The following is a 17,929-nucleotide window of genomic DNA, read 5'->3' on the forward strand; positions in this document are numbered from 1 at the left end:
TCTGTCTGACAATTGAGGACGTGCGTCCTCAAAAGATTAGTACAGACGAGTACGGCGTGCGTTTTCGCGAGCCAGTTTCTTCGCGTGACGTTTCACAGCAGAAGCTTTAGCGCGCTTACGTTCGGTCGTTGGTTTTTCATAGAACTCACGACGACGAACTTCAGCCAGAACACCTGCTTTCTCGCATGAACGCTTGAAGCGACGCAGTGCTACGTCGAACGGCTCGTTTTCACGTACTTTAATTACCGGCATGTAACTCTCACCTTTATAAATTCGGTTTGCCGCTGGCATCAACGCCAGCTTATTTCAAAATGGTGCGGAATTTTACTGCAATTGCTGCTGCTTTGTAAAGCACCGCGGCCGTTTTTGAAAGGGACTTTTATAAGGGTGAGGAGTATACACGAAGAGAACTCCAGGGGTGAGGAAAGTTTTACATCAACCCGCCCAGGCTCTACACTGCGCGGTATCTGAGTGAGGTAAAACAAGTCATGCGTGTACTGGGTATTGAAACATCCTGCGATGAAACCGGCATCGCAATTTACGACGATGAAAAAGGGCTGGTCGCCAACCAACTGTATAGTCAGGTGAAATTACATGCTGACTACGGCGGCGTGGTGCCGGAGCTGGCCTCCCGCGACCATGTACGTAAAACGGTGCCATTGATTCAGGCGGCGCTGAAAGAGGCGGGCTTAACGGCAAAAGATATCGACGCCGTGGCCTACACCGCCGGTCCGGGTCTGGTCGGCGCGCTGCTGGTGGGCGCGACCATCGGGCGTTCGCTGGCGTTCGCGTGGGATGTGCCGGCGATCCCGGTTCACCATATGGAAGGGCACCTGCTGGCGCCGATGCTGGAAGACAATCCACCGGCATTTCCGTTCGTGGCGCTGCTGGTTTCCGGCGGCCATACCCAGCTGATCGGCGTCACCGGAATCGGTCAGTATGAACTGCTGGGCGAATCCATTGACGATGCGGCGGGTGAAGCCTTTGACAAAACCGCCAAGCTGCTGGGGCTCGATTACCCTGGCGGCCCGATGCTGTCGAAGATGGCGTCGCAGGGTACGGAAGGGCGCTTCGTCTTCCCGCGCCCGATGACCGATCGTCCGGGGCTCGATTTCAGTTTCTCCGGTCTGAAAACCTTTGCGGCGAATACCATCCGTAATAATGAAAACGACGATCAGACTCGCGCCGATATCGCCCGTGCCTTTGAGGATGCGGTGGTGGATACGTTGATGATCAAGTGCAAGCGCGCCCTGGATCAGACCGGCTTTAAGCGTCTGGTGATGGCGGGTGGCGTCAGCGCCAACCGTACCCTGCGCGCGAAGCTGGCGGAGATGATGCACAAGCGTCGCGGTGAAGTGTTCTATGCCCGTCCGGAGTTCTGCACCGATAACGGGGCGATGATCGCTTATGCCGGGATGGTGCGTCTGAAGCCCGACGCGACGGCAGATTTGAGCGTCTCCGTTCGTCCGCGCTGGCCGCTGGCTGAACTGCCTGCCGCCTGATGGCAAACGCCCGGATGTCAGATAACGATATCGAACATCCGGGTTTTGGCTAACAGACAGTAAAGCTGACAGCCGTTTTTCACCCCCAGCTTCTCCATCGCCCGCATTTTATGCGCACTCACGGTTTTGATGCTCAGATGCATACGCCGTGAAATATCCGTCAGGCTTAACCCTTTGCAAATCAAACGCAGCACTTCTGTTTCCCGTGGCGAGAGCGCCTCGTTGCTGGTTTTACCTTTCTGAAAGAGGGTATTCATCAGGGTGCGCTCGACAAACACCTCGCCGCTCATCACCGATTGCAGCGCCTGGCCAAGGATTTTCTCATTCGTATGCCGACTGAGATAAGCCCTGGCACCCGCCTCCAGCGCCAGGCGGATCATCAGCGGATTGGTATCGGGCGAGAGCATAATGACCTTTAGCGTGGGGTAGTGATGCATTAACCATTTCACCAGCGTCAGCCCCTCCATATCGTTCAGCGACTGGATGAGGGTGTAGCCCAGCAGCAAAATATCGATTTTATTCTGTGCCAGCAGGTTCAGCAGCTCGCTGGTTGATGCCGCCTCGCCAGTAACGCAAAGGTTAAGCGGGGAGTGGGTGTCCGTCAGATGCGTATGGTTGTCCATGATCATGGCGCGCACACCCCGACGAATAATGGTGTGTTCATCCGCAATCGCAATCTTGATTGTCATCGGGGTTCCTTTTGCGTGCTACCGCACTATTTTGATGTGCTCAGATAAAAATCAATTTTACCGGACATGTTTATTTTGCTGTTGCGCTGGAATAAACATTTTTATTATAAAGTGTCCTTGCGCGGTTATTTTAAGTGAGATGCAGGTAGGTAATAAAGTTTTCCATCAGGTATTTAAGTTAATTTTATTCTCAGTCGTCATTGACATCTTTTATATTTCATTATTGCTTCATCCTGACGTCTTGGCAGGAAAATTCTTGCTTTCTTGCCAGAGCGCTCTTATTGGTGGTGGGGCGTTTTTAATTCAAGCTGAAAAAAGGATGTGTGTTTATTTATGACCTAATGGAATATTGGCTAAAATGAAAAAAAGTATATTGTCCCTGCTAATTTGCGCAGCCGTCACCTGTTCAGCCTATGCAGAAACGGCCCCGCAGGTAGAACTCGCTCAGAACGGCGAATCTTATGTCGCCATTGTGGTTAAACTGAAACCCAGCAAACCGCTTTTGAAATCAACCGGCACGACCAGCGCCAGCACCACGACTAACCAGCTGACCCTGAGCGATCCATCGCTGGTGCCGACCAGCATGTTCCGTCCGAACAAACTGCGCAGCACCCAATCCGATGAGTTCGCCCAGCTTAATGCGCGGTATGGTTTCGATCGTTATCTGCGTATTGAATTACCGGAAAGTAAAGCGACCGACAGAACCTATATCAATAATATGATTGCGGAGCTGGAACAAAACCCCAATGTCGACATCGTGTATCCCGAAAGCCTGCCGGTATCGCTGGATAAATATCATGTTGGAAATGAACAAAACCAGCCGTTGCTGAAATCCACGGTGCAAAGTTCAGTCGGTGCCTCAACGGTACCAGATTTCCGTCATCTGCAATATTACACTAAAGCGCCAACGGACAAACGCCAGGGATATTATATGGGCGGGGTCAACCGTGACAGTGTGAATCAATATCCGGGTAATGCAGGCGAAGGTGTGACCATTATTTCCATGGAAAACGATATCTGGAATGTGAACCACATCAATCTGCCGACGCCTGCGTTAACCCAGGGAAATACGAAGTACATCGACGATCACGATACCGCTTCCGTGGCGATTATGGCGGCCAAAGATATTGGCGCTGGGGTGCGTGGTCTCAGCTGGAAAAGCCGTGTCGGCTTCTCAGACTGGAAGTATAACAACCTCTATAACATGATCCCTTTGCTGAAAGCGGGCGACGTGGTGCAGATCGGGATGCAAACCGGCGGCGGGGAGATAACCGGTTGTACCACTAAAGACTGCTATGTCCCGCAGGAAAACGTGCAAAGCTATTACGACGTGATTAAGGCCCTGACTGACAAAGGCGTGTACGTGATAGAAGCCGCGGGGAATGGCAATATCAACCTTGACCATTCGGCGTTTAAGGGGAAATTTGACGTTCATACCCGCGATTCAGGTGCCATCATTGCCGGGGCATTCTGCGCCAAAGACGGCAAAAAAGCGTCGTTCAGCACCTACGGATCGCGTGTGACCAGCTCCTCATGGGGTTGCTGGGATGTCGTGACTGCCGGCTACGGTAGTCTTTATAATGCCGCAAACGCGCAATATACCAACACCTTCGCTGGCACCTCCTCCGCCAACCCTATCATTGCAGGCGCCGTGGCCAGCCTGTCAGGGATTGCCAAAGCGAACGGTATCACCGTCACCCCGGTGCAGATGCGTCAGATCCTCCAGGACACCGGCACCTCGCTGGCGAACGGAGAGTCGGCTAAAGTGGGAACCCATCCTGATATGGAACGTGCGGTCGCGCGGATCCTGGCCCTGAAGGATGGCGGCAAAACCGCCCCAGCCCCGACAGCAGCCGCAGGTGCGGACTACACCATGGTTTCACCTGCCAGCGGCGTAAGCACTTATCCGCTGGATGGCAGTAAGAGCCTGAACGTGAAGTCGTTTAACTGGAGCGTCACCAAAGGGGCCGGCACCTTCTGGCTGCAGGAGAAGCTGAACGGCTCGCTGGTCAACAGCGTGAACAGTGCGCATGCCTGGGCGGTGATCCCGGCCAATACCGAAGGTGAAGTGACCTATACGCTGACCACTACCGGCGAAGACGGGCGTACCGCGCAGGACAGCATGACCATTAAGGTCAGCAAACCGGCAGCGCCAGCGCTGGATGTCCCGGCCTATAACGCAAAAATCGCCTATCCGACCAAATGCACGAAAGTGTCGTATAACGGCAAGATCTGGATGAACCAGTGGTACGTCAATCCGGGCCAGGAAACCCCGGGCACTGGCGGCACCTGGGGCGTGTGGCGTCAGCCGGGCGCAACGGGCAACAGCTGTAAATAACATCCACAGCCTGGCGTCACGCCAGGCTTTTTTTACATCTTCAGCATCCCTTTCTCTTCCAGGAAGCCAATAATCGTTGCCAGCCCGTCGCCCGCTTTCAGGTTAGTGAAGGTCCAGGGACGCTCGCCGCGCATCCGGTTGGTGTCACGCTCCATGACCTCCAGCGATGCGCCAACATAGGGGGCGAGATCGGTTTTATTGATCACCAGAAAATCGGATTTGGTGATCCCCGGCCCGCCTTTACGCGGGATCTTTTCCCCTTCCGCCACGTCGATCACGTAGATCGTCAGATCCGCCAGCTCCGGGCTGAAGGTGGCGCTCAGGTTATCTCCGCCGCTCTCGACAAAGATCAGGTCCAGATTGCCGAACTTCTCGCTTAACGCTTCCACCGCCGCCAGATTCATCGAGGCATCCTCGCGGATCGCAGTGTGCGGGCAGCCGCCGGTTTCCACCCCGACAATGCGCTCCGGCTCGAGCGCCCCCGCTTCGGTGAGGATGCGCTGATCCTCTTTGGTGTAGATATCGTTGGTCACCACCGCCAGCTGATACCGATCGCGCATCGCTTTACACAGGGCTTCCAGCAGGGCGGTTTTGCCCGACCCCACCGGACCGCCGACGCCTACGCGCAGGGGGTGTTTGTACTCAGACATAGAGACTCCTCAGGAACGGAATAACCGTGAATATTGGGTTTCATGACGCGCCGAAGCGATGGCGGAAAGCGGCGTGGCCGCCCCCAGCTGGTCATCGCGGCGCAAAAGCGCCTGCTCCAGCCCGTCGGCAAAGCGATCGCAGAGTTCGATGATCAACAGCTGGGCCGCCTGCTGGCCGAAGGGCACCAGCTTGACGCCCGCCATCACCGCGCTCTCAATCCAGCTGTAGCCGAGGCTTAACGCCAACTCGTGCAGGCCGATTCCCCAGCGCACGCCGAGCCATGCCATGCCGCACAGCTGGCTTTGCGAGAACAGCGGCAGCCAGTCGGGCGGGCAGTCCGCCTCCCAGCTTTTGATCAGCCGGGTGAAGGCCGCTCCGCGGTTGCGCTCCTCTTCCCGAAGTTCGCGAGTCTCGCGGCAGGCCAGCAGGTATGCCGTCCAGCGCGAGGCGGCAGCGATATTGTTCTGCTCGCAGGCGCGATACAGACGGGAAAACAGCGGCAGATCGACGCAGAAAAAGCTCTGCTTCATCTGCTGACATTGCCAGGCTTTGAACGCGGCCGGGGTGGTGACCCAGCCCGCTTCCGCCGCCCACTCCAGCCCCTGCGACCAGGTATAAGATCCCACCGGCAGGCTGCTGCTGGTGAGCTGCATCAGGCGCAGCTGGCGGGAGGGCTCCATCAGCTCATCAGCGCCAGCAGAGCGGAGGCGATCAGCCCGCCGCCGAAGGTTTTACGCAGCCCATCGTGACGGCGCAGCAGCATACCGGCAGCAAAGCTGACGCACAGCACCGCCGCGCTGGCGAGCATAAAGCCGCTGGTGAAAAGCCAGAAGCTGTGGCCTGCCATCTCGACGCCGTGGGCCCAGCCGTGGAACATCGCCAGCGCCGGTACGGCCAGCAGCAGACGATTTTCGGTTTTGAACATCATTACGCCGCACACCGCCAGCGAGGCGATAATCAGCATCTCCATGCCGCTAAAGCCCCCCAACAGGCTGCCCGCGACGGCGCCGGTCAGCATCATCCCGAGGGTGGCGAAGGGCATCAGCAGCCTGCGGCCGCTCAGGGCGGCGAGCACGCCTGCGCCGGTCAACATCAGCAGATGATCCAGCCCGGTCAGGGGATGGAAAAAGCCGGCCTGAAAACTGTCGCTGCCGTGCCCCGGATGGGCCAGCGCGGGCAGGGAGAAGGCCAGCAGCAGCAGGGGTAATAACTTACGCATGATGGATCCTTAATGTGAATGTGCGTGAGAGTGCGAATGGGAGTGGCCTTCGCTGGCGTAGGCGCCCGCTTCCGGCTCAAAAGGCAGGCTGGCGAAAGTCACCTCGAGATCGAACAGCTTTAGCATCTCGTCCAGGACATGATCGTGGTGATAGCGCAGCTCGCCGGGCAAGATTTGCAGCGGCACGTGGCGGTTGCCCAGGTGATAGCAGGCGCGGGCCAGCAGGAAGGGATCGGCGCAGCGCACCACCGACAGCGGCTCGGCGGCGGCAACGACCTCTACCACCTCACGCCCGTCGTCGCTGGTGAGCAGGTCGCCGCCCCGCAGCAGCAGGCCGCGCGGCAGTATCAGCCCGGCATCGCGCCCGTCGTCCAGCACCACGCGGGCACGGCTCTTGACCCGGACATCAATCGGCAGCGTCACGCGGGCGGTCACGGCATGGGGATGGTCAAGGCGTTGGGTTAAGGTGATCATGATTCCTCCTCAGAACAGAAAATAGCGTTGCGCCATCGGCAGGATCTCTGCCGGCTCACTGGTGATCGGTTCCCCGTCGATGCGCACCTCATAGGTTTGCGCGTCGACGGTAATGTTCGGCTGCAGGCCGTTGTGGATCATGTCGGCCTTTTTCACCGTCCGGCAGCCTTTGACCACCGCGATGGCGCTTTGCAAATTCAGCTCCTGCGGGATGCCGTTGTCGGCAGCGGCCTGCGAGACAAACGTCAGCCTGGTGGCATGACGGGCGGCGCCCAGCGCGCCAAACATCGGCCGGTAGTGCACCGGCTGCGGGGTGGGGATCGAGGCGTTAATGTCGCCCATCGGCGCGCAGGCGATCATCCCGCCTTTGACGATGGTGGCGGGCTTCACGCCAAAGAAGGCCGGGGACCAGACCACCAGATCCGCCAGCTTTCCGGCCTCAATCGACCCGACCTCGTGGGCAATGCCGTGGGTCAGCGCCGGGTTGATGGTGTACTTGGCGATATAGCGCTTCACCCGCAGGTTATCGTTAGCGCCGCGCTCGTCCGCCAGCGGGCCGCGCTGCACCTTCATGCGGTGCGCCACCTGCCAGGTACGGATAATCACTTCGCCCACCCGTCCCATCGCCTGCGAATCCGACGAGGTGAGGGAGAAGGCGCCGATGTCGTGCAGCACGTCCTCGGCGGCGATGGTCTCCCGGCGAATGCGCGATTCGGCAAAGGCCACGTCCTCAGCGATATCCGGGTCGAGGTGATGGCAGACCATCAGCATGTCCAGATGCTCGTCGATGGTGTTGACCGTGTAGGGCAGGGTCGGGTTGGTGGAAGAGGGCAGAATGTTAGGGTGTGCGCAGGCGGTGATGATATCCGGCGCATGGCCACCGCCCGCCCCTTCGGTGTGGAAGGTATGAATGGTGCGCCCGGCGATAGCCGCCAGGGTGTCTTCGACAAACCCGGCCTCGTTAAGGGTGTCGCTGTGCAGCGCCACCTGAATATCCATCTCATCCGCCACCGTCAGGGCGCAGTCGATCGCTGCGGGCGTTGAGCCCCAGTCCTCATGAATTTTCAGGCCGATGGCCCCTGCGGCAACCTGCTCGCGCAGGGCATCGGGGTTGGAGCCATTGCCTTTTCCCAGCAGGCCGATATTCACTGGCAGCGTATCGGCGGCCTGGAGCATCCGCGCGATATACCAGGGGCCTGGCGTGCAGGTGGTGGCGTGGGTGCCGGCAGCAGGTCCGGTGCCGCCGCCGATCATGGTGGTCACTCCGGAGACCAGCGCCTCTTCCGCCTGCTGCGGGCAGATCCAGTGGATATGGGTATCGACCCCGCCTGCGGTGACGATCTTGCCTTCGGCGGCGATCACCTCGGTGGCCGCGCCAATCGGGATGGTTACGCCGGGCTGAATATCCGGGTTACCGGCTTTGCCCACGGCGACGATCCGGCTGTCCTTCACGCCGATATCGGCTTTGACGATCCCCCAGTGATCGACGATCAGCGCGTTGGTCAGCACCAGATCCACGCACTCCTGCGCCGTCATCTGCCCCTGTCCCATGCCGTCGCGGATCACCTTCCCGCCGCCGAATTTGACCTCTTCGCCGTAGATCGTCAGATCCTGTTCCACCTCGATCCACAGCTCGGTATCGGCCAGCCGCACCTTATCCCCGGTGGTGGGGCCAAACATGTCGGCATAGGCCTGACGCGAGATCTCAGCCATGATCCACCTCGCCCATCACCGCGCCGCGAAAGCCGACAAGGCGCTGCGCGCCCGCCACCTGCACCAGCGTGACGGCGCGCTTTTGCCCCGGCTCGAAGCGCACGGCGGTGCCCGCGGCAATATTCAGCCGGTAACCTTTGGTGGGCTCACGATCGAACTTCAGGGCCGGGTTCACCTCGTAAAAATGGTAATGGGATCCGACCTGGATCGGACGATCCCCGTGGTTCTCGACGATCGTCGTCAGCGTGTTGCGCCCGGCATTAATAACGATCTGCCCGGGTTGTATCTGATATTCGCCTGGGATCATGCTCCCCCCTTACAGGATCGGATTGTGAACGGTGACCAGCTTGGAGCCGTCCGGGAAGGTGGCCTCCACCTGAATGTCCGGGATCATCTCCGGCACGCCCTCCATCACCTGGCTGCGGGTCAGAACGTGGCGACCGGCTTCCATTAATTCCGCCACCGTCTGCCCGTCGCGCGCCCCTTCCATAATGAAGGCGCTGATCAGGGCCACCGATTCCGGGTAATTGAGCTTTACGCCGCGGGCGAGACGGCGCTCGGCCACCAGCGCGGCGGTAAACAACAACAGCTTGTCTTTTTCTCTGGGGGTCAGTTCCATCGTGCGTCTCTCAGGTGTGCCAGATTCGGGGCGAGCAGGGGGCTTTGGCGGTGAGCTGCGGGCGCAGGCGTTGCCAGATCTCGCGCATCGCCTGCTGGCAAATCAGGTTGTCATGGGCCAGAAAACGGACCGACAGCAGGCCGTCGGTGAGGGTAGCGCCCGCAAAATCGTTCAGTGGGGTCAACAGCTCACGGGCATCATCCAGCTGCGTTTCGGTTGCCGGATAAAACAGCAGGGTGCCGATCCAGGGGTGTTCCGCCACTGGCGACAGATCGCCGTCCGCCAGATGCTGGCGCTCGATCAGCAGCGGTTCGCCCTCGAGCCAGATTTCAAGGCGGCTCTCAATGCGTCCGTGGCTGAAGGGCTCATTGATCACCGGGCGACCGAGGCAAAACAGCTCCCAGGCCAGCAGGGTGCTGCTGCGCTGCAGATGAAACACCGAGCGCAGGGCGGCATTCGCGCCGGGGAAGAAAATGGTGTCCTGCGGTAGCCACTCCAGAATGGCGTTTTCGTCCAGCGTGAAGTGCTGATCCAGCCGCGCCAGCGCGCCAGTGCTGCGATAGAACTTGCTGGCGCCGGGCATGGTGATCAGCGCATGGCTGCGGGCCTCAAGGTGGACGTCGATCGTCAGTTCATCCCCGCCAACAATCCCGCCCGGCGGATGCAGCAGATAGAGGTGGCAGGTCTCGCCTTCGGGATAGAACGGACGTTGTACGGTAAGGGGACCGACGTGACGGACAGCGTGAAGGAGGGTTTTTTCAGGGGTGTGACAAAACTGCAAAGCAAGCGAGGCCTGCCAGCCTTTTACTGTTTTATCAACCATCTGAGTTGCTGACATGCTTCATCCATCTGCTCGCCATCGGGGTGTTTTTTAGTATGCCCTGGCGGAAATGAAGGCTGTCATATGAGTCACTTATGGATGAGGCGTTCGCTAAGAGCTCACTTATTTTCTGGAGTGGTGGAATTGTTCCGTTCACTATGACTTCTCTGCGTTATGTGCGCCCCGCTGCGGTGAACGTGTTAAGGGGGCTGCCGCCGCCCCCTTAACAATCCCGGCTCCCGGCAAAGAAAATCGCCGCTTCGCGGTGCCTTCGGCTTATTCCCTTCGGCTATCGGGTCGGGCGTGATCCTACATCCATGTAGGTCACGCCCTCTCGGCGCATCCATGCGCCTTGCCCCGGCCTGCGGTCAACGCCTCAGCGATTTTCAGCCGGACTTTCGCTCCCTCAACCTTCTCTGCGGTTTGAATGTGGCACGGGTGTTGAGTCCCCGCTGAAATCGGCGAACCGGAGACCGTATGACAAGGGCTGGACGCCAGGGATGGCGGCCAGAGGCGAATCGAGACAGGACAAAATTGCCGGGAGCAATTTTGAACAACGCTTGCGTTGGCCCCGTAGGGGCGAGTCCCATGGATGGGACGAGTAATCACGAGTTGAGCCGACCGCAGGCGTCAGGTCGGGAGGTGAGCGTAGTGCGAAGCACCGATTTCGTCGCGGGGCCGCGGGGATTGATAAGGGGGCCGCGGTGGCCCCCTTATCACGTTCACAGGTTCCGTTCATTTCATATTCTGCTGGACATGAGGTGAACGGAACCATTCCACTCCTGCTACATAATGCCTTACCAGACAGGTAATACCTTACCGGTAATCCTCCGCATCAATATCATACCCGGAGGGCTCCCAGCGGATCGCCAGCAGCGAAACCAACCCAATCAGCGGCGCCAGGGCGATCACCCAGAACACCGCCGTATCCATCGAGGCCACCAGCAGCGGGAACATAAACAGCGACAGCGTCGAGCTGCTGCGCATCAGCGTCTGGTTCAGCCCCACACCGACACCGCGCAGCGACGTCGGGTAGCTGAGCGAGGCAAAGGTCATCGTATGCGCCCCCGGGCCAAAGCCCTGGCCGAACAGGAACAGGGCCAGCATCGCCACCGCCGCGATCCCCTCCGCCGCGCCTTCCGGGCGACCGATAATCGCCAGCACCAGCAGGGCAATCAGCTGACAGCTATAACCCCCCAGCGACATCCGCCAGGCGCCAAAACGCGGTACCAGCCGCACCGCCAGCAGGCCGCCGACAAAGGCGAACAGCAGGTTCAGGGCCAGGGAGATCAGAATCGTGGTCAGCATCGACTGCACAAAGAAGCTGGAGATAATCACCGGCAGGCCAAAGGCCACGGCGTTATAGGCGAAGGACGACACAACCGACAGCAGCGTGGCAAGCGTAGTGCGGCGCAGATAGACCCCACGGAACAGATTCAGGTAGTTACGCCAGCTGGCTTTGTTCACCACCGGGGCGGGCTGATCGAGCGCCTCCTGCGGCACGTGGGCATTAATGTTATACGCCTTGCGCAGAATCGAGGCCGCCTCTTTCAGGTTGCCCTGATTCGCCGCCCACACCGGCGATTCGCTCATGTACTTACTGCGGATGGCAATGATCACCAGCGCGGGGATCGCCCCGAAGCCGAGGATAATTCGCCACAGCCAGTCACTGTGCGTCTCCGGCAGCACGCCATAGAAGAAGAGCACCAGCAGGTATGAGATGCTGATTGCGGCATACCAGGTGGGACACCACATGGCGACGCTGGCGGCTTTGTTGCCGGGGCCTTTCAGCCTGGCGAACTCACTTAAGAAGGCCATCGCCACGGGGAGGTCGATCCCCACGCCCAGGCCCATCACAAAACGCGCCCCTGCCAGCACGTACTCGTTCGGGGCAAACGCGCAGGCGATGGCCGCGACCACAAAGAACACCATGTCGGCCATAAAGACCCGGTAACGACCGATTTTATCCGTCAGGTAGCCGCCAATCAGCGCCCCGACAATTGCGCCGAAGGTGATCGCCGAGGCCACCATGCCGGTGCCTGCGGGCGTAAGGTTGAACTCGCGGGTAATGTCTTTGATCCCGAACGCCAGCGCGCCCAGGTCGTAGGCATCCAGGAAGATACCGCCCAGCGCAATGCCGATGACGATGCGCGCATTGGCCCGGCCCTGGGAGCCTTCATTAACCAGTTGGGTGACGTCCGCTGCGTTACGGACCCATTTGATCTCCCCGTCGGGAGTTTTTCCTGCCGTTGCAAGTGAGGTTGGATCTGCGATCTCTGTCATTTTCTTATGTTGTGTTGGCTGTACGAACAAAAAGAGTACTCACCGCAAGAAAACGATCTAAATCACATTTGGTTATAAGGCATAACTAAGGGGGCAGGCGAAAGGGGAGCAGAGTCGCCTTACTGCGGATCTTTCTTCTTTCTCTTCAGCCTGGCCCAGATTTTGGTCTCCTGACGACGCCACAGGCGCTGGATATTGTCATGATGACGCAGCAGGATCAGGCAGGAGAGCATCGACACCGGGAAGGTGAACTGCGGTTTGAACCACCAGACGTAAAACGGGGCAATCAGCGCGCTGACGATAGCGCCAAGAGAGGAGTAGCCGCTGAGCAACACGCTGAGCAGCCAGGTGCCGGCCATTACGCCGGTGAGATCCCAGCCAATAGGGGCAATGGCGCCGAATGCGGTGGCCACGCCTTTACCGCCTTTGAAACCGAAGAATACCGGCCAGATATGGCCCAGGCAGGCGGCGATGGCAATCAGCCCCAGCCAGAATGGCGTCACGCCCAGCGCATACGCGCCCCAGACGGGAAGCATGCCTTTCAGGACGTCAAAAATCAGAACCGCTACGGCTGCTCCTTTGCCGCCAATTCGTAGTACATTGGTCGCCCCCGGATTCCCGGAGCCGTTCTCGCGTGGATCGGGTAATCCGGCGATACGGCAGACCAGAATGGCGCTGGAAATTGAGCCGCAAAGGTAGGCGAGGAGGATCATTCCAGGCGCGATTGCACTCATAACGCTGTTCCGTTTTGAAAATATCGTTTTGTACTTAGCATCTGTGGATAATACGCATAATTCGCCGGGAGTGGTATCCGGTTTAGCCAAAAACCAGGCAGGTCGTGATGGATATAGTATTTATAGAGCAACTTTCGGTAATCACCACTATCGGGGTGTATGACTGGGAACAGACCATCGAACAGAAGCTAGTGTTCGATATCGAAATGGGCTGGGATAACGTCGCCGCCGCGAAAAGCGATGATGTGAACGATTGTCTCAGTTATGCCGACGTCAGCGAAACCGTCATTAGCCACGTGGAAGGACAGCGTTTTGCGCTGGTGGAACGCGTGGCGGAAGAGGTGGCGGAGCTGCTGCTCAGCCGCTTTAATTCCCCGTGGGTGCGCATCAAAGTCAGCAAGCCGGGCGCGGTAGCCCGGGCGGCCAATGTGGGCGTCATCATTGAGCGTAGCCAAAATCTGAAAGGAAATATTTAACGGTATAATAGTTAAACCAATTCCTGTTAAATCAGTCTTACAGCTGTTCCTTCTGCGGTTGCCCCCCGGGTAACCCGTTTTTTTGTCTTTTTAGGGGTTTATTGATGAGCGATATGCACTCCCTGCTGGTGGCAGCAATACTGGGTGTAGTCGAAGGATTGACAGAGTTTCTGCCGGTTTCCAGTACGGGCCATATGATTATCGTCGGCCATCTGCTGGGGTTTGAGGGCGAAACGGCGAAAACCTTTGAGGTGGTGATCCAGTTAGGCTCCATTCTGGCGGTCGTGGTGATGTTCTGGCGCCGCCTGTTCGGGCTGATTGGCATTCACTTTGGTCACCCGCCGCATGAAGGCTCCGGCAAAGGGCGTTTGACCCTGCTGCACATTCTGCTCGGGATGATCCCGGCAGTGGTGCTGGGTCTGGTGTTACATGACACCATCAAATCGCTGTTTAACCCGATTAACGTGATGTACGCGCTGGTGGTCGGTGGCGTGCTGCTGATCGCCGCGGAGCTGCTGAAGCCAAAAGAGCCGCGCGCGCCGGGTCTGGATGATATGACCTACCGCCAGGCGTTTATGATTGGCTGCTTCCAGTGTCTGGCGCTGTGGCCGGGCTTCTCCCGCTCCGGGGCGACAATTTCAGGCGGGATGCTGATGGGCGTGAGCCGCTATGCCGCCTCTGAGTTCTCGTTCCTGCTGGCGGTGCCGATGATGATGGGAGCGACCGCGCTCGATCTCTACAAGAGCTATCACTTCCTGACCGCAGGCGACATTCCGATGTTTGCCGTGGGCTTTATCACCGCCTTTATCGTGGCGCTGATTGCCATCAAAACCTTCCTGCAGCTGATCAAGCGTATTTCGTTTATCCCGTTCGCCATCTATCGCTTTATCGTGGCGGCCGCGGTCTACGTGGTCTTCTTCTGATGACCGACTGCCCTCAGTCTTTTGGCTGAGGGCAACGCTGTTCCTTCCAGTACGCTACCGCCTGAATCCGCCGTTTCGTTAACTCTTCCCGAATCTCTGGCCCTTTAAATCCGGCCTCGACCACCGCTTTGGTCGGCACGGCTTTCGCCACCTCCCAGGCTTCGCGCAGCAACCGCCCCTGCGGATAGTCGCTGGCTTCAAACCCGGTGCGCCCGCGCACGTCGGCTTCGCTGGTCAGGGCGATCTGCTCCACGCGCTGCGGCTTACGCCAGGCGTCGATGCTGTCGAACAGCTTGACGATGGTGGCCGGTTTGAGGATGGGGAAGGTGTGGATCAGGTCATGGAACTCGGCGACCAGCTTTGCCAGATCGCGGATCTCGTTCGGCACCCGCATGCGCTGGCAGACTTTTTCAACCAGCCTGACGCCGGCCGGGCCGTGGCCGTGATGGCGCGGCCACAGTTCGGGTGGCGTTAAGCCCTTGCCGAGGTCGTGACAGAGGGTGGCAAAGCGCACGTCCACGTCGGGGCTCAGCATCGCCGCCATGCTCAGGGTCATCAGGGTATGGATGCCGGTGTCAATTTCGGGGTGCCACTTCGCCGGGGCAGGCACGCCGAACAGCGCATCCACTTCCGGGAACAGCACTTTGAGCGCCCCGCAGTCGCGCAGCACCTGGAAGTAAACCTGCGGATTGCGGGTGGTGAGCGCATTCTCGGTCTCTTTCCACACGCGCTCAGGCGTAAGGTGTTCCAGCTCGCCCGCGTCGGTCATCGCCGTCATCAGGGCCATGGTTTCGTCGGCAATGCGGAAGCTCAGATGGGCATAGCGGGCAGCAAAGCGCGCCACGCGCAAGACGCGGAGCGGATCTTCCGAGAAAGCAGGGGACACATGACGCAGGATGCGGTTTTGCAGATCCTGTTTACCGCCGTAAGCATCGACGATATGACCGTTTTCATCCTGTGCGAGGGCGTTGATGGTCAGATCCCGGCGCTGCAAATCGTCTTCGAGGGTGACATCAGGGTCGGCATGGCAGATAAACCCGGTATAGCCGACGCCGGATTTGCGCTCGGTACGCGCCAGGGCGTACTCCTGACGGCTTTGCGGGTGCAGAAAGACAGGGAAATCGCGGCCTACCTGCTGGTAACCCGCATCGAGCATGGCCTGAGGGGTGGCTCCCACCACCACCCAGTCCTTATCTTTGACCGGCAGACCTAACAACGCATCACGAACCGCACCACCGACCAGATAAATCTTCACGCCACACTCTCCCGTATCAAATATTGGCAAAATAATACGTAAGTATGGCAGAGATGGCGACTTAGTTCATCCAACGGTCTTTACGTTTACGGCTCGGCACCAGATGTGGCAGCACCAGACCCAGAAGCAGACCCATACCCAGCACGCCGCCGCCATACATAAACCACTGCATGATGATGGTGCGCTGTTTGTCATCCAGCTGCAGGTTGGCCGCGCTCACCTTTTTCTGGGCGACGATCAGCTCGTTCTTCAGCTTCTGGTTCTCATCTTTGAGGCCGTTGATCACCCCGTCGCTCTGGGCCACTTTCTGCTGCATTTCAGCGGTGCGCTGGTTCCAGGTGGCGTCGATATTGGTCAGCTTGTCGGTCAGGGTTTTGACCTGGTTTTCCAGATCCGGCACGCGGGTGCGCAGGCTCGGGTCGGTGCTAAGCTCTTTCAGGGGGATCCAGGCGGTACGGCCGCTGCTGTCGCGTACCTGGCCATAGTTGGATTCCGCATTGCTCTGCAACAGCACCACTTCCTCGCCGGCATTAATCGTACCCACGAGGCGATAATTGTCACCCGGACCGCTGCGTACCCAGGTGTTCAGTTCGTCAGAAACGTAGCGCTTCTCTTCTGCGTGGACCACGGTCGCGGCGCTTAAAGCAAGTAATGTCAGTCCGATCAGGCGTAATTTAGGCATCAGGCAGTCGTTATTTTCATAAAAAGTGGAACGATATTAGTGGAAACAGTCTTCAGGCTCAAAGGATTCGTCAGCATTCGGAATCCTCTGTGCCCTGATGGCCACTGTAGCAAACTTTACGCCCGTCAAATTGCCCATTGCGTGGCAATCTGGCGCAAAATACTATCTACTGACAAAAAAGTGGCGAGTAAGTTCGCCGTAATTTACCCCGCGATGTTGCAATCAAAAGAACAAGGCCATGGCTCAGGAAATCGAATTAAAGTTTATCGTTGAAAGCGGCAGCGTTGACGCGCTGCGAAATCACCTGCATCAGCTGAACGGCGAGCATTACGCGCCGGTGCAGCTGCTCAACATCTATTACGAAACCCAGGACCTGTGGCTGCGCCGTCACGACCGGGGTCTGCGCATCCGCGGCGTGGACGGGCGTTATGAGATGACCATGAAAATCGGCGGTCGCGTGGTCGGCGGCCTGCATCAGCGCCCGGAATACAACATTGAGCTTGGCCAGCCCGAGCTGGAGCTCGCGCGCTTCCCGGCGGAAGTGTGGCCGGAAGGTGGGCTGCCAGACGGGCTGGCGGAGAGCGTCAGCCCGCTGTTCAGCACCGATTTCTGGCGCGAGAAGTGGCTGGTGAACGAAGGTAAAAGCCGGATCGAAATCGCCCTCGACCTGGGTGAAGTAAAAGCGGGCGAGTTCCAGGAGCCGATCTGCGAGCTGGAGCTTGAGCTGCTGGAAGGCCACGCCGATGACGTGCTGAAGCTGGCCCGCAAGCTGGTAACCCAGAGCGGCCTGCGTCAGGGCAGCCTGAGCAAAGCCGCTCGCGGCTATCATCTGGCCCAGGGCAACGCGCCACGCCTCCTGAAGCCGACCGAAATTCTGCGCGTCGCGCCGAAATCCTCCGTCGAGCAGGGCTTTGAAGCCTCGCTGGAGCTGGCGCTGAGCCAGTGGCAATACCACGAAGAGCTGTGGATCCGCGGCGTGAAAGGCGCAAAAGAGCACGTGCTGGCGGCGATGGCGCTGGTGCGTCACAGCCTGACGCTGTTCGGCGGCATTGTGCCGCGTAAAGCGAGTGCTCACTTACGTGATCTGCTGACCCAGGCCGACGCCCTGATGGCCTCTGATGTTTCTGCCGAGACGGCGGTCTACAGCCCGCAAACCGCTATCGCTAAGCTGGCGCTCACCGAGTTCCTGGTGACCCGGGGCTGGCGCAGCTTCCTCGATGCGAAGGGGGAGACCAAAATGGCGGAAAACTTCAAGCGTTTCGCCGACATCCACCTATCCCGTCACGCCGCTGAACTGAAAACCATTTTCGGGCATCCGCTGGGCGATCAGTATGGCGATCAGCTGATCCGGCTGGCGCGTAACGTCGACAGCATTCTGCTGCTGGCAGGGGCCTATGACGGACCGGTCGCCCGCGCATGGCTGGAGAACTGGCAAGGGCTGCTGTATGCCATCAAGACCCGCCAGCATATTGAAATTGAGCATTTCCGCAATGAAGCCATTTCGCAGGAGCCATTCTGGCTGCACAGCGGAAAACGTTAACGCAGGCAAGG

General features: G+C 58.8%; 19 protein-coding genes. 5 read left to right on the forward strand and 14 right to left on the reverse strand.

Going from position 1 to position 17,929, the window contains the following annotated elements:
* Nucleotides 1-36: 36 nt before the first annotated feature.
* Entirely contained in the window at nt 37-252 is a 216-nt protein-coding gene (rpsU, locus tag LRS40_RS10255; protein WP_001144069.1) for a 30S ribosomal protein S21, read from the reverse strand.
* A gap of 236 nt (nt 253-488) precedes the next feature.
* On the opposite strand from rpsU, the gene tsaD reads away from it, so the two are divergent.
* Nucleotides 489-1,502 carry a tRNA (adenosine(37)-N6)-threonylcarbamoyltransferase complex transferase subunit TsaD gene (gene tsaD / locus LRS40_RS10260; protein WP_231313637.1) on the forward strand — a complete coding sequence of 338 codons (1,014 nt, stop codon included), beginning with the start codon at nt 489-491 and terminating at the stop codon, nt 1,500-1,502.
* 17 nt (nt 1,503-1,519) lie between these two features.
* On the opposite strand, the gene LRS40_RS10265 is transcribed toward tsaD, so the two are convergent.
* The gene (locus LRS40_RS10265; RefSeq protein WP_156264662.1) at nt 1,520-2,191 is read right to left on the reverse strand and encodes a response regulator transcription factor; all 672 of its coding nucleotides are present in this window, start codon (nt 2,189-2,191) and stop codon (nt 1,520-1,522) included.
* A gap of 358 nt (nt 2,192-2,549) precedes the next feature.
* On the opposite strand from LRS40_RS10265, the gene LRS40_RS10270 reads away from it, so the two are divergent.
* Nucleotides 2,550-4,529 (forward strand): S8 family serine peptidase, encoded by a 1,980-nt coding sequence (locus LRS40_RS10270; RefSeq protein WP_231313638.1) that lies wholly within the window; start codon nt 2,550-2,552, stop codon nt 4,527-4,529.
* 32 nt (nt 4,530-4,561) lie between these two features.
* Here the strand turns inward: LRS40_RS10270 and ureG are convergent, their stop codons facing one another.
* The 10 genes from ureG to plsY all read right to left on the reverse strand — a co-directional run bounded on the left by ureG (nt 4,562) and on the right by plsY (nt 13,042).
* On the reverse strand, nt 4,562-5,179 hold the full coding sequence (gene ureG / locus LRS40_RS10275) for an urease accessory protein UreG (RefSeq protein WP_142487140.1): 618 nt from the start codon (nt 5,177-5,179) through the stop codon (nt 4,562-4,564).
* Nucleotides 5,180-5,188: 9 nt separating this feature from the next.
* Complete coding sequence (locus LRS40_RS10280) at nt 5,189-5,860, reverse strand: urease accessory protein UreF (protein ID WP_231313639.1); 672 nt, start codon at nt 5,858-5,860, stop codon at nt 5,189-5,191.
* Nucleotides 5,860-6,399: a HupE/UreJ family protein gene (locus tag LRS40_RS10285; protein WP_142487138.1), complete on the reverse strand. Its 540-nt coding sequence runs from the start codon at nt 6,397-6,399 to the stop codon at nt 5,860-5,862. Before LRS40_RS10285 ends, LRS40_RS10280 begins: the two co-directional genes overlap by 1 nt.
* 9 nt (nt 6,400-6,408) lie before the next feature.
* On the reverse strand, nt 6,409-6,873 hold the full coding sequence (ureE, locus tag LRS40_RS10290; RefSeq protein WP_156264658.1) for an urease accessory protein UreE: 465 nt from the start codon (nt 6,871-6,873) through the stop codon (nt 6,409-6,411).
* 9 nt (nt 6,874-6,882) lie between these two features.
* Nucleotides 6,883-8,586 (reverse strand): urease subunit alpha, encoded by a 1,704-nt coding sequence (ureC, locus tag LRS40_RS10295; protein ID WP_231313640.1) that lies wholly within the window; start codon nt 8,584-8,586, stop codon nt 6,883-6,885.
* Nucleotides 8,579-8,893 (reverse strand): urease subunit beta, encoded by a 315-nt coding sequence (locus LRS40_RS10300; RefSeq protein ID WP_142487135.1) that lies wholly within the window; start codon nt 8,891-8,893, stop codon nt 8,579-8,581. The genes ureC and LRS40_RS10300 overlap by 8 nt, the downstream gene beginning before the upstream one ends.
* Before the next feature lie 9 nt (nt 8,894-8,902).
* Nucleotides 8,903-9,205, reverse strand: coding sequence for an urease subunit gamma (locus tag LRS40_RS10305; protein WP_103822891.1), 303 nt, complete (start codon nt 9,203-9,205; stop codon nt 8,903-8,905).
* Nucleotides 9,206-9,215: 10 nt separating this feature from the next.
* Nucleotides 9,216-10,043, reverse strand: a complete 828-nt coding sequence (locus LRS40_RS10310; protein ID WP_231313641.1) for an urease accessory protein UreD — start codon at nt 10,041-10,043, stop codon at nt 9,216-9,218.
* 798 nt (nt 10,044-10,841) lie between these two features.
* Nucleotides 10,842-12,308, reverse strand: coding sequence for an MFS transporter (locus tag LRS40_RS10315; protein ID WP_156264655.1), 1,467 nt, complete (start codon nt 12,306-12,308; stop codon nt 10,842-10,844).
* Nucleotides 12,309-12,427: 119 nt separating this feature from the next.
* On the reverse strand, nt 12,428-13,042 hold the full coding sequence (gene plsY, locus LRS40_RS10320; protein ID WP_142487131.1) for a glycerol-3-phosphate 1-O-acyltransferase PlsY: 615 nt from the start codon (nt 13,040-13,042) through the stop codon (nt 12,428-12,430).
* Nucleotides 13,043-13,149: 107 nt separating this feature from the next.
* Here plsY and folB point away from each other — a divergent pair, with 107 nt between their 5' ends.
* Nucleotides 13,150-13,518, forward strand: coding sequence for a bifunctional dihydroneopterin aldolase/7,8-dihydroneopterin epimerase (gene folB / locus LRS40_RS10325; protein WP_106995853.1), 369 nt, complete (start codon nt 13,150-13,152; stop codon nt 13,516-13,518).
* A 104-nt stretch (nt 13,519-13,622) separates the two neighbouring features.
* A complete protein-coding gene (bacA, locus tag LRS40_RS10330; RefSeq protein ID WP_039031758.1) occupies nt 13,623-14,441 on the forward strand; it encodes an undecaprenyl-diphosphate phosphatase in 819 nt (272 codons plus the stop codon).
* Nucleotides 14,442-14,454: 13 nt separating this feature from the next.
* Here the strand turns inward: bacA and LRS40_RS10335 are convergent, their stop codons facing one another.
* Together LRS40_RS10335 and LRS40_RS10340 are read right to left on the reverse strand one after the other, a co-directional pair.
* Nucleotides 14,455-15,696, reverse strand: coding sequence for a multifunctional CCA addition/repair protein (locus tag LRS40_RS10335; RefSeq protein WP_231313642.1), 1,242 nt, complete (start codon nt 15,694-15,696; stop codon nt 14,455-14,457).
* A gap of 61 nt (nt 15,697-15,757) precedes the next feature.
* Nucleotides 15,758-16,378, reverse strand: coding sequence for a TIGR04211 family SH3 domain-containing protein (locus tag LRS40_RS10340; RefSeq protein WP_106995850.1), 621 nt, complete (start codon nt 16,376-16,378; stop codon nt 15,758-15,760).
* A gap of 238 nt (nt 16,379-16,616) precedes the next feature.
* On the opposite strand from LRS40_RS10340, the gene LRS40_RS10345 reads away from it, so the two are divergent.
* Entirely contained in the window at nt 16,617-17,918 is a 1,302-nt protein-coding gene (locus tag LRS40_RS10345; RefSeq protein WP_231313643.1) for an inorganic triphosphatase, read from the forward strand.
* Nucleotides 17,919-17,929: the final 11 nt, after the last annotated feature.

The organism is Leclercia sp. G3L (assembly GCF_021117075.1).
Lineage (GTDB): Bacteria > Pseudomonadota > Gammaproteobacteria > Enterobacterales > Enterobacteriaceae > Enterobacter > Enterobacter adecarboxylatus_C.

Bases quoted from the DNA above. Each gene is read 5' to 3' on its own strand.
- rpsU (WP_001144069.1), bottom strand. From the start codon at position 252: ATGCCGGTAATTAAAGTACGTGAAAACGAGCCGTTCGACGTAGCACTG.
- tsaD (WP_231313637.1), top strand. From the start codon at position 489: ATGCGTGTACTGGGTATTGAAACATCCTGCGATGAAACCGGCATCGCA.
- LRS40_RS10265 (WP_156264662.1), bottom strand. From the start codon at position 2,191: ATGACAATCAAGATTGCGATTGCGGATGAACACACCATTATTCGTCGG.
- LRS40_RS10270 (WP_231313638.1), top strand. From the start codon at position 2,550: ATGAAAAAAAGTATATTGTCCCTGCTAATTTGCGCAGCCGTCACCTGT.
- ureG (WP_142487140.1), bottom strand. From the start codon at position 5,179: ATGTCTGAGTACAAACACCCCCTGCGCGTAGGCGTCGGCGGTCCGGTG.
- LRS40_RS10280 (WP_231313639.1), bottom strand. From the start codon at position 5,860: ATGGAGCCCTCCCGCCAGCTGCGCCTGATGCAGCTCACCAGCAGCAGC.
- LRS40_RS10285 (WP_142487138.1), bottom strand. From the start codon at position 6,399: ATGCGTAAGTTATTACCCCTGCTGCTGCTGGCCTTCTCCCTGCCCGCG.
- ureE (WP_156264658.1), bottom strand. From the start codon at position 6,873: ATGATCACCTTAACCCAACGCCTTGACCATCCCCATGCCGTGACCGCC.
- ureC (WP_231313640.1), bottom strand. From the start codon at position 8,586: ATGGCTGAGATCTCGCGTCAGGCCTATGCCGACATGTTTGGCCCCACC.
- LRS40_RS10300 (WP_142487135.1), bottom strand. From the start codon at position 8,893: ATGATCCCAGGCGAATATCAGATACAACCCGGGCAGATCGTTATTAAT.
- LRS40_RS10305 (WP_103822891.1), bottom strand. From the start codon at position 9,205: ATGGAACTGACCCCCAGAGAAAAAGACAAGCTGTTGTTGTTTACCGCC.
- LRS40_RS10310 (WP_231313641.1), bottom strand. From the start codon at position 10,043: ATGTCAGCAACTCAGATGGTTGATAAAACAGTAAAAGGCTGGCAGGCC.
- LRS40_RS10315 (WP_156264655.1), bottom strand. From the start codon at position 12,308: ATGACAGAGATCGCAGATCCAACCTCACTTGCAACGGCAGGAAAAACT.
- plsY (WP_142487131.1), bottom strand. From the start codon at position 13,042: ATGAGTGCAATCGCGCCTGGAATGATCCTCCTCGCCTACCTTTGCGGC.
- folB (WP_106995853.1), top strand. From the start codon at position 13,150: ATGGATATAGTATTTATAGAGCAACTTTCGGTAATCACCACTATCGGG.
- bacA (WP_039031758.1), top strand. From the start codon at position 13,623: ATGAGCGATATGCACTCCCTGCTGGTGGCAGCAATACTGGGTGTAGTC.
- LRS40_RS10340 (WP_106995850.1), bottom strand. From the start codon at position 16,378: ATGCCTAAATTACGCCTGATCGGACTGACATTACTTGCTTTAAGCGCC.
- LRS40_RS10345 (WP_231313643.1), top strand. From the start codon at position 16,617: ATGGCTCAGGAAATCGAATTAAAGTTTATCGTTGAAAGCGGCAGCGTT.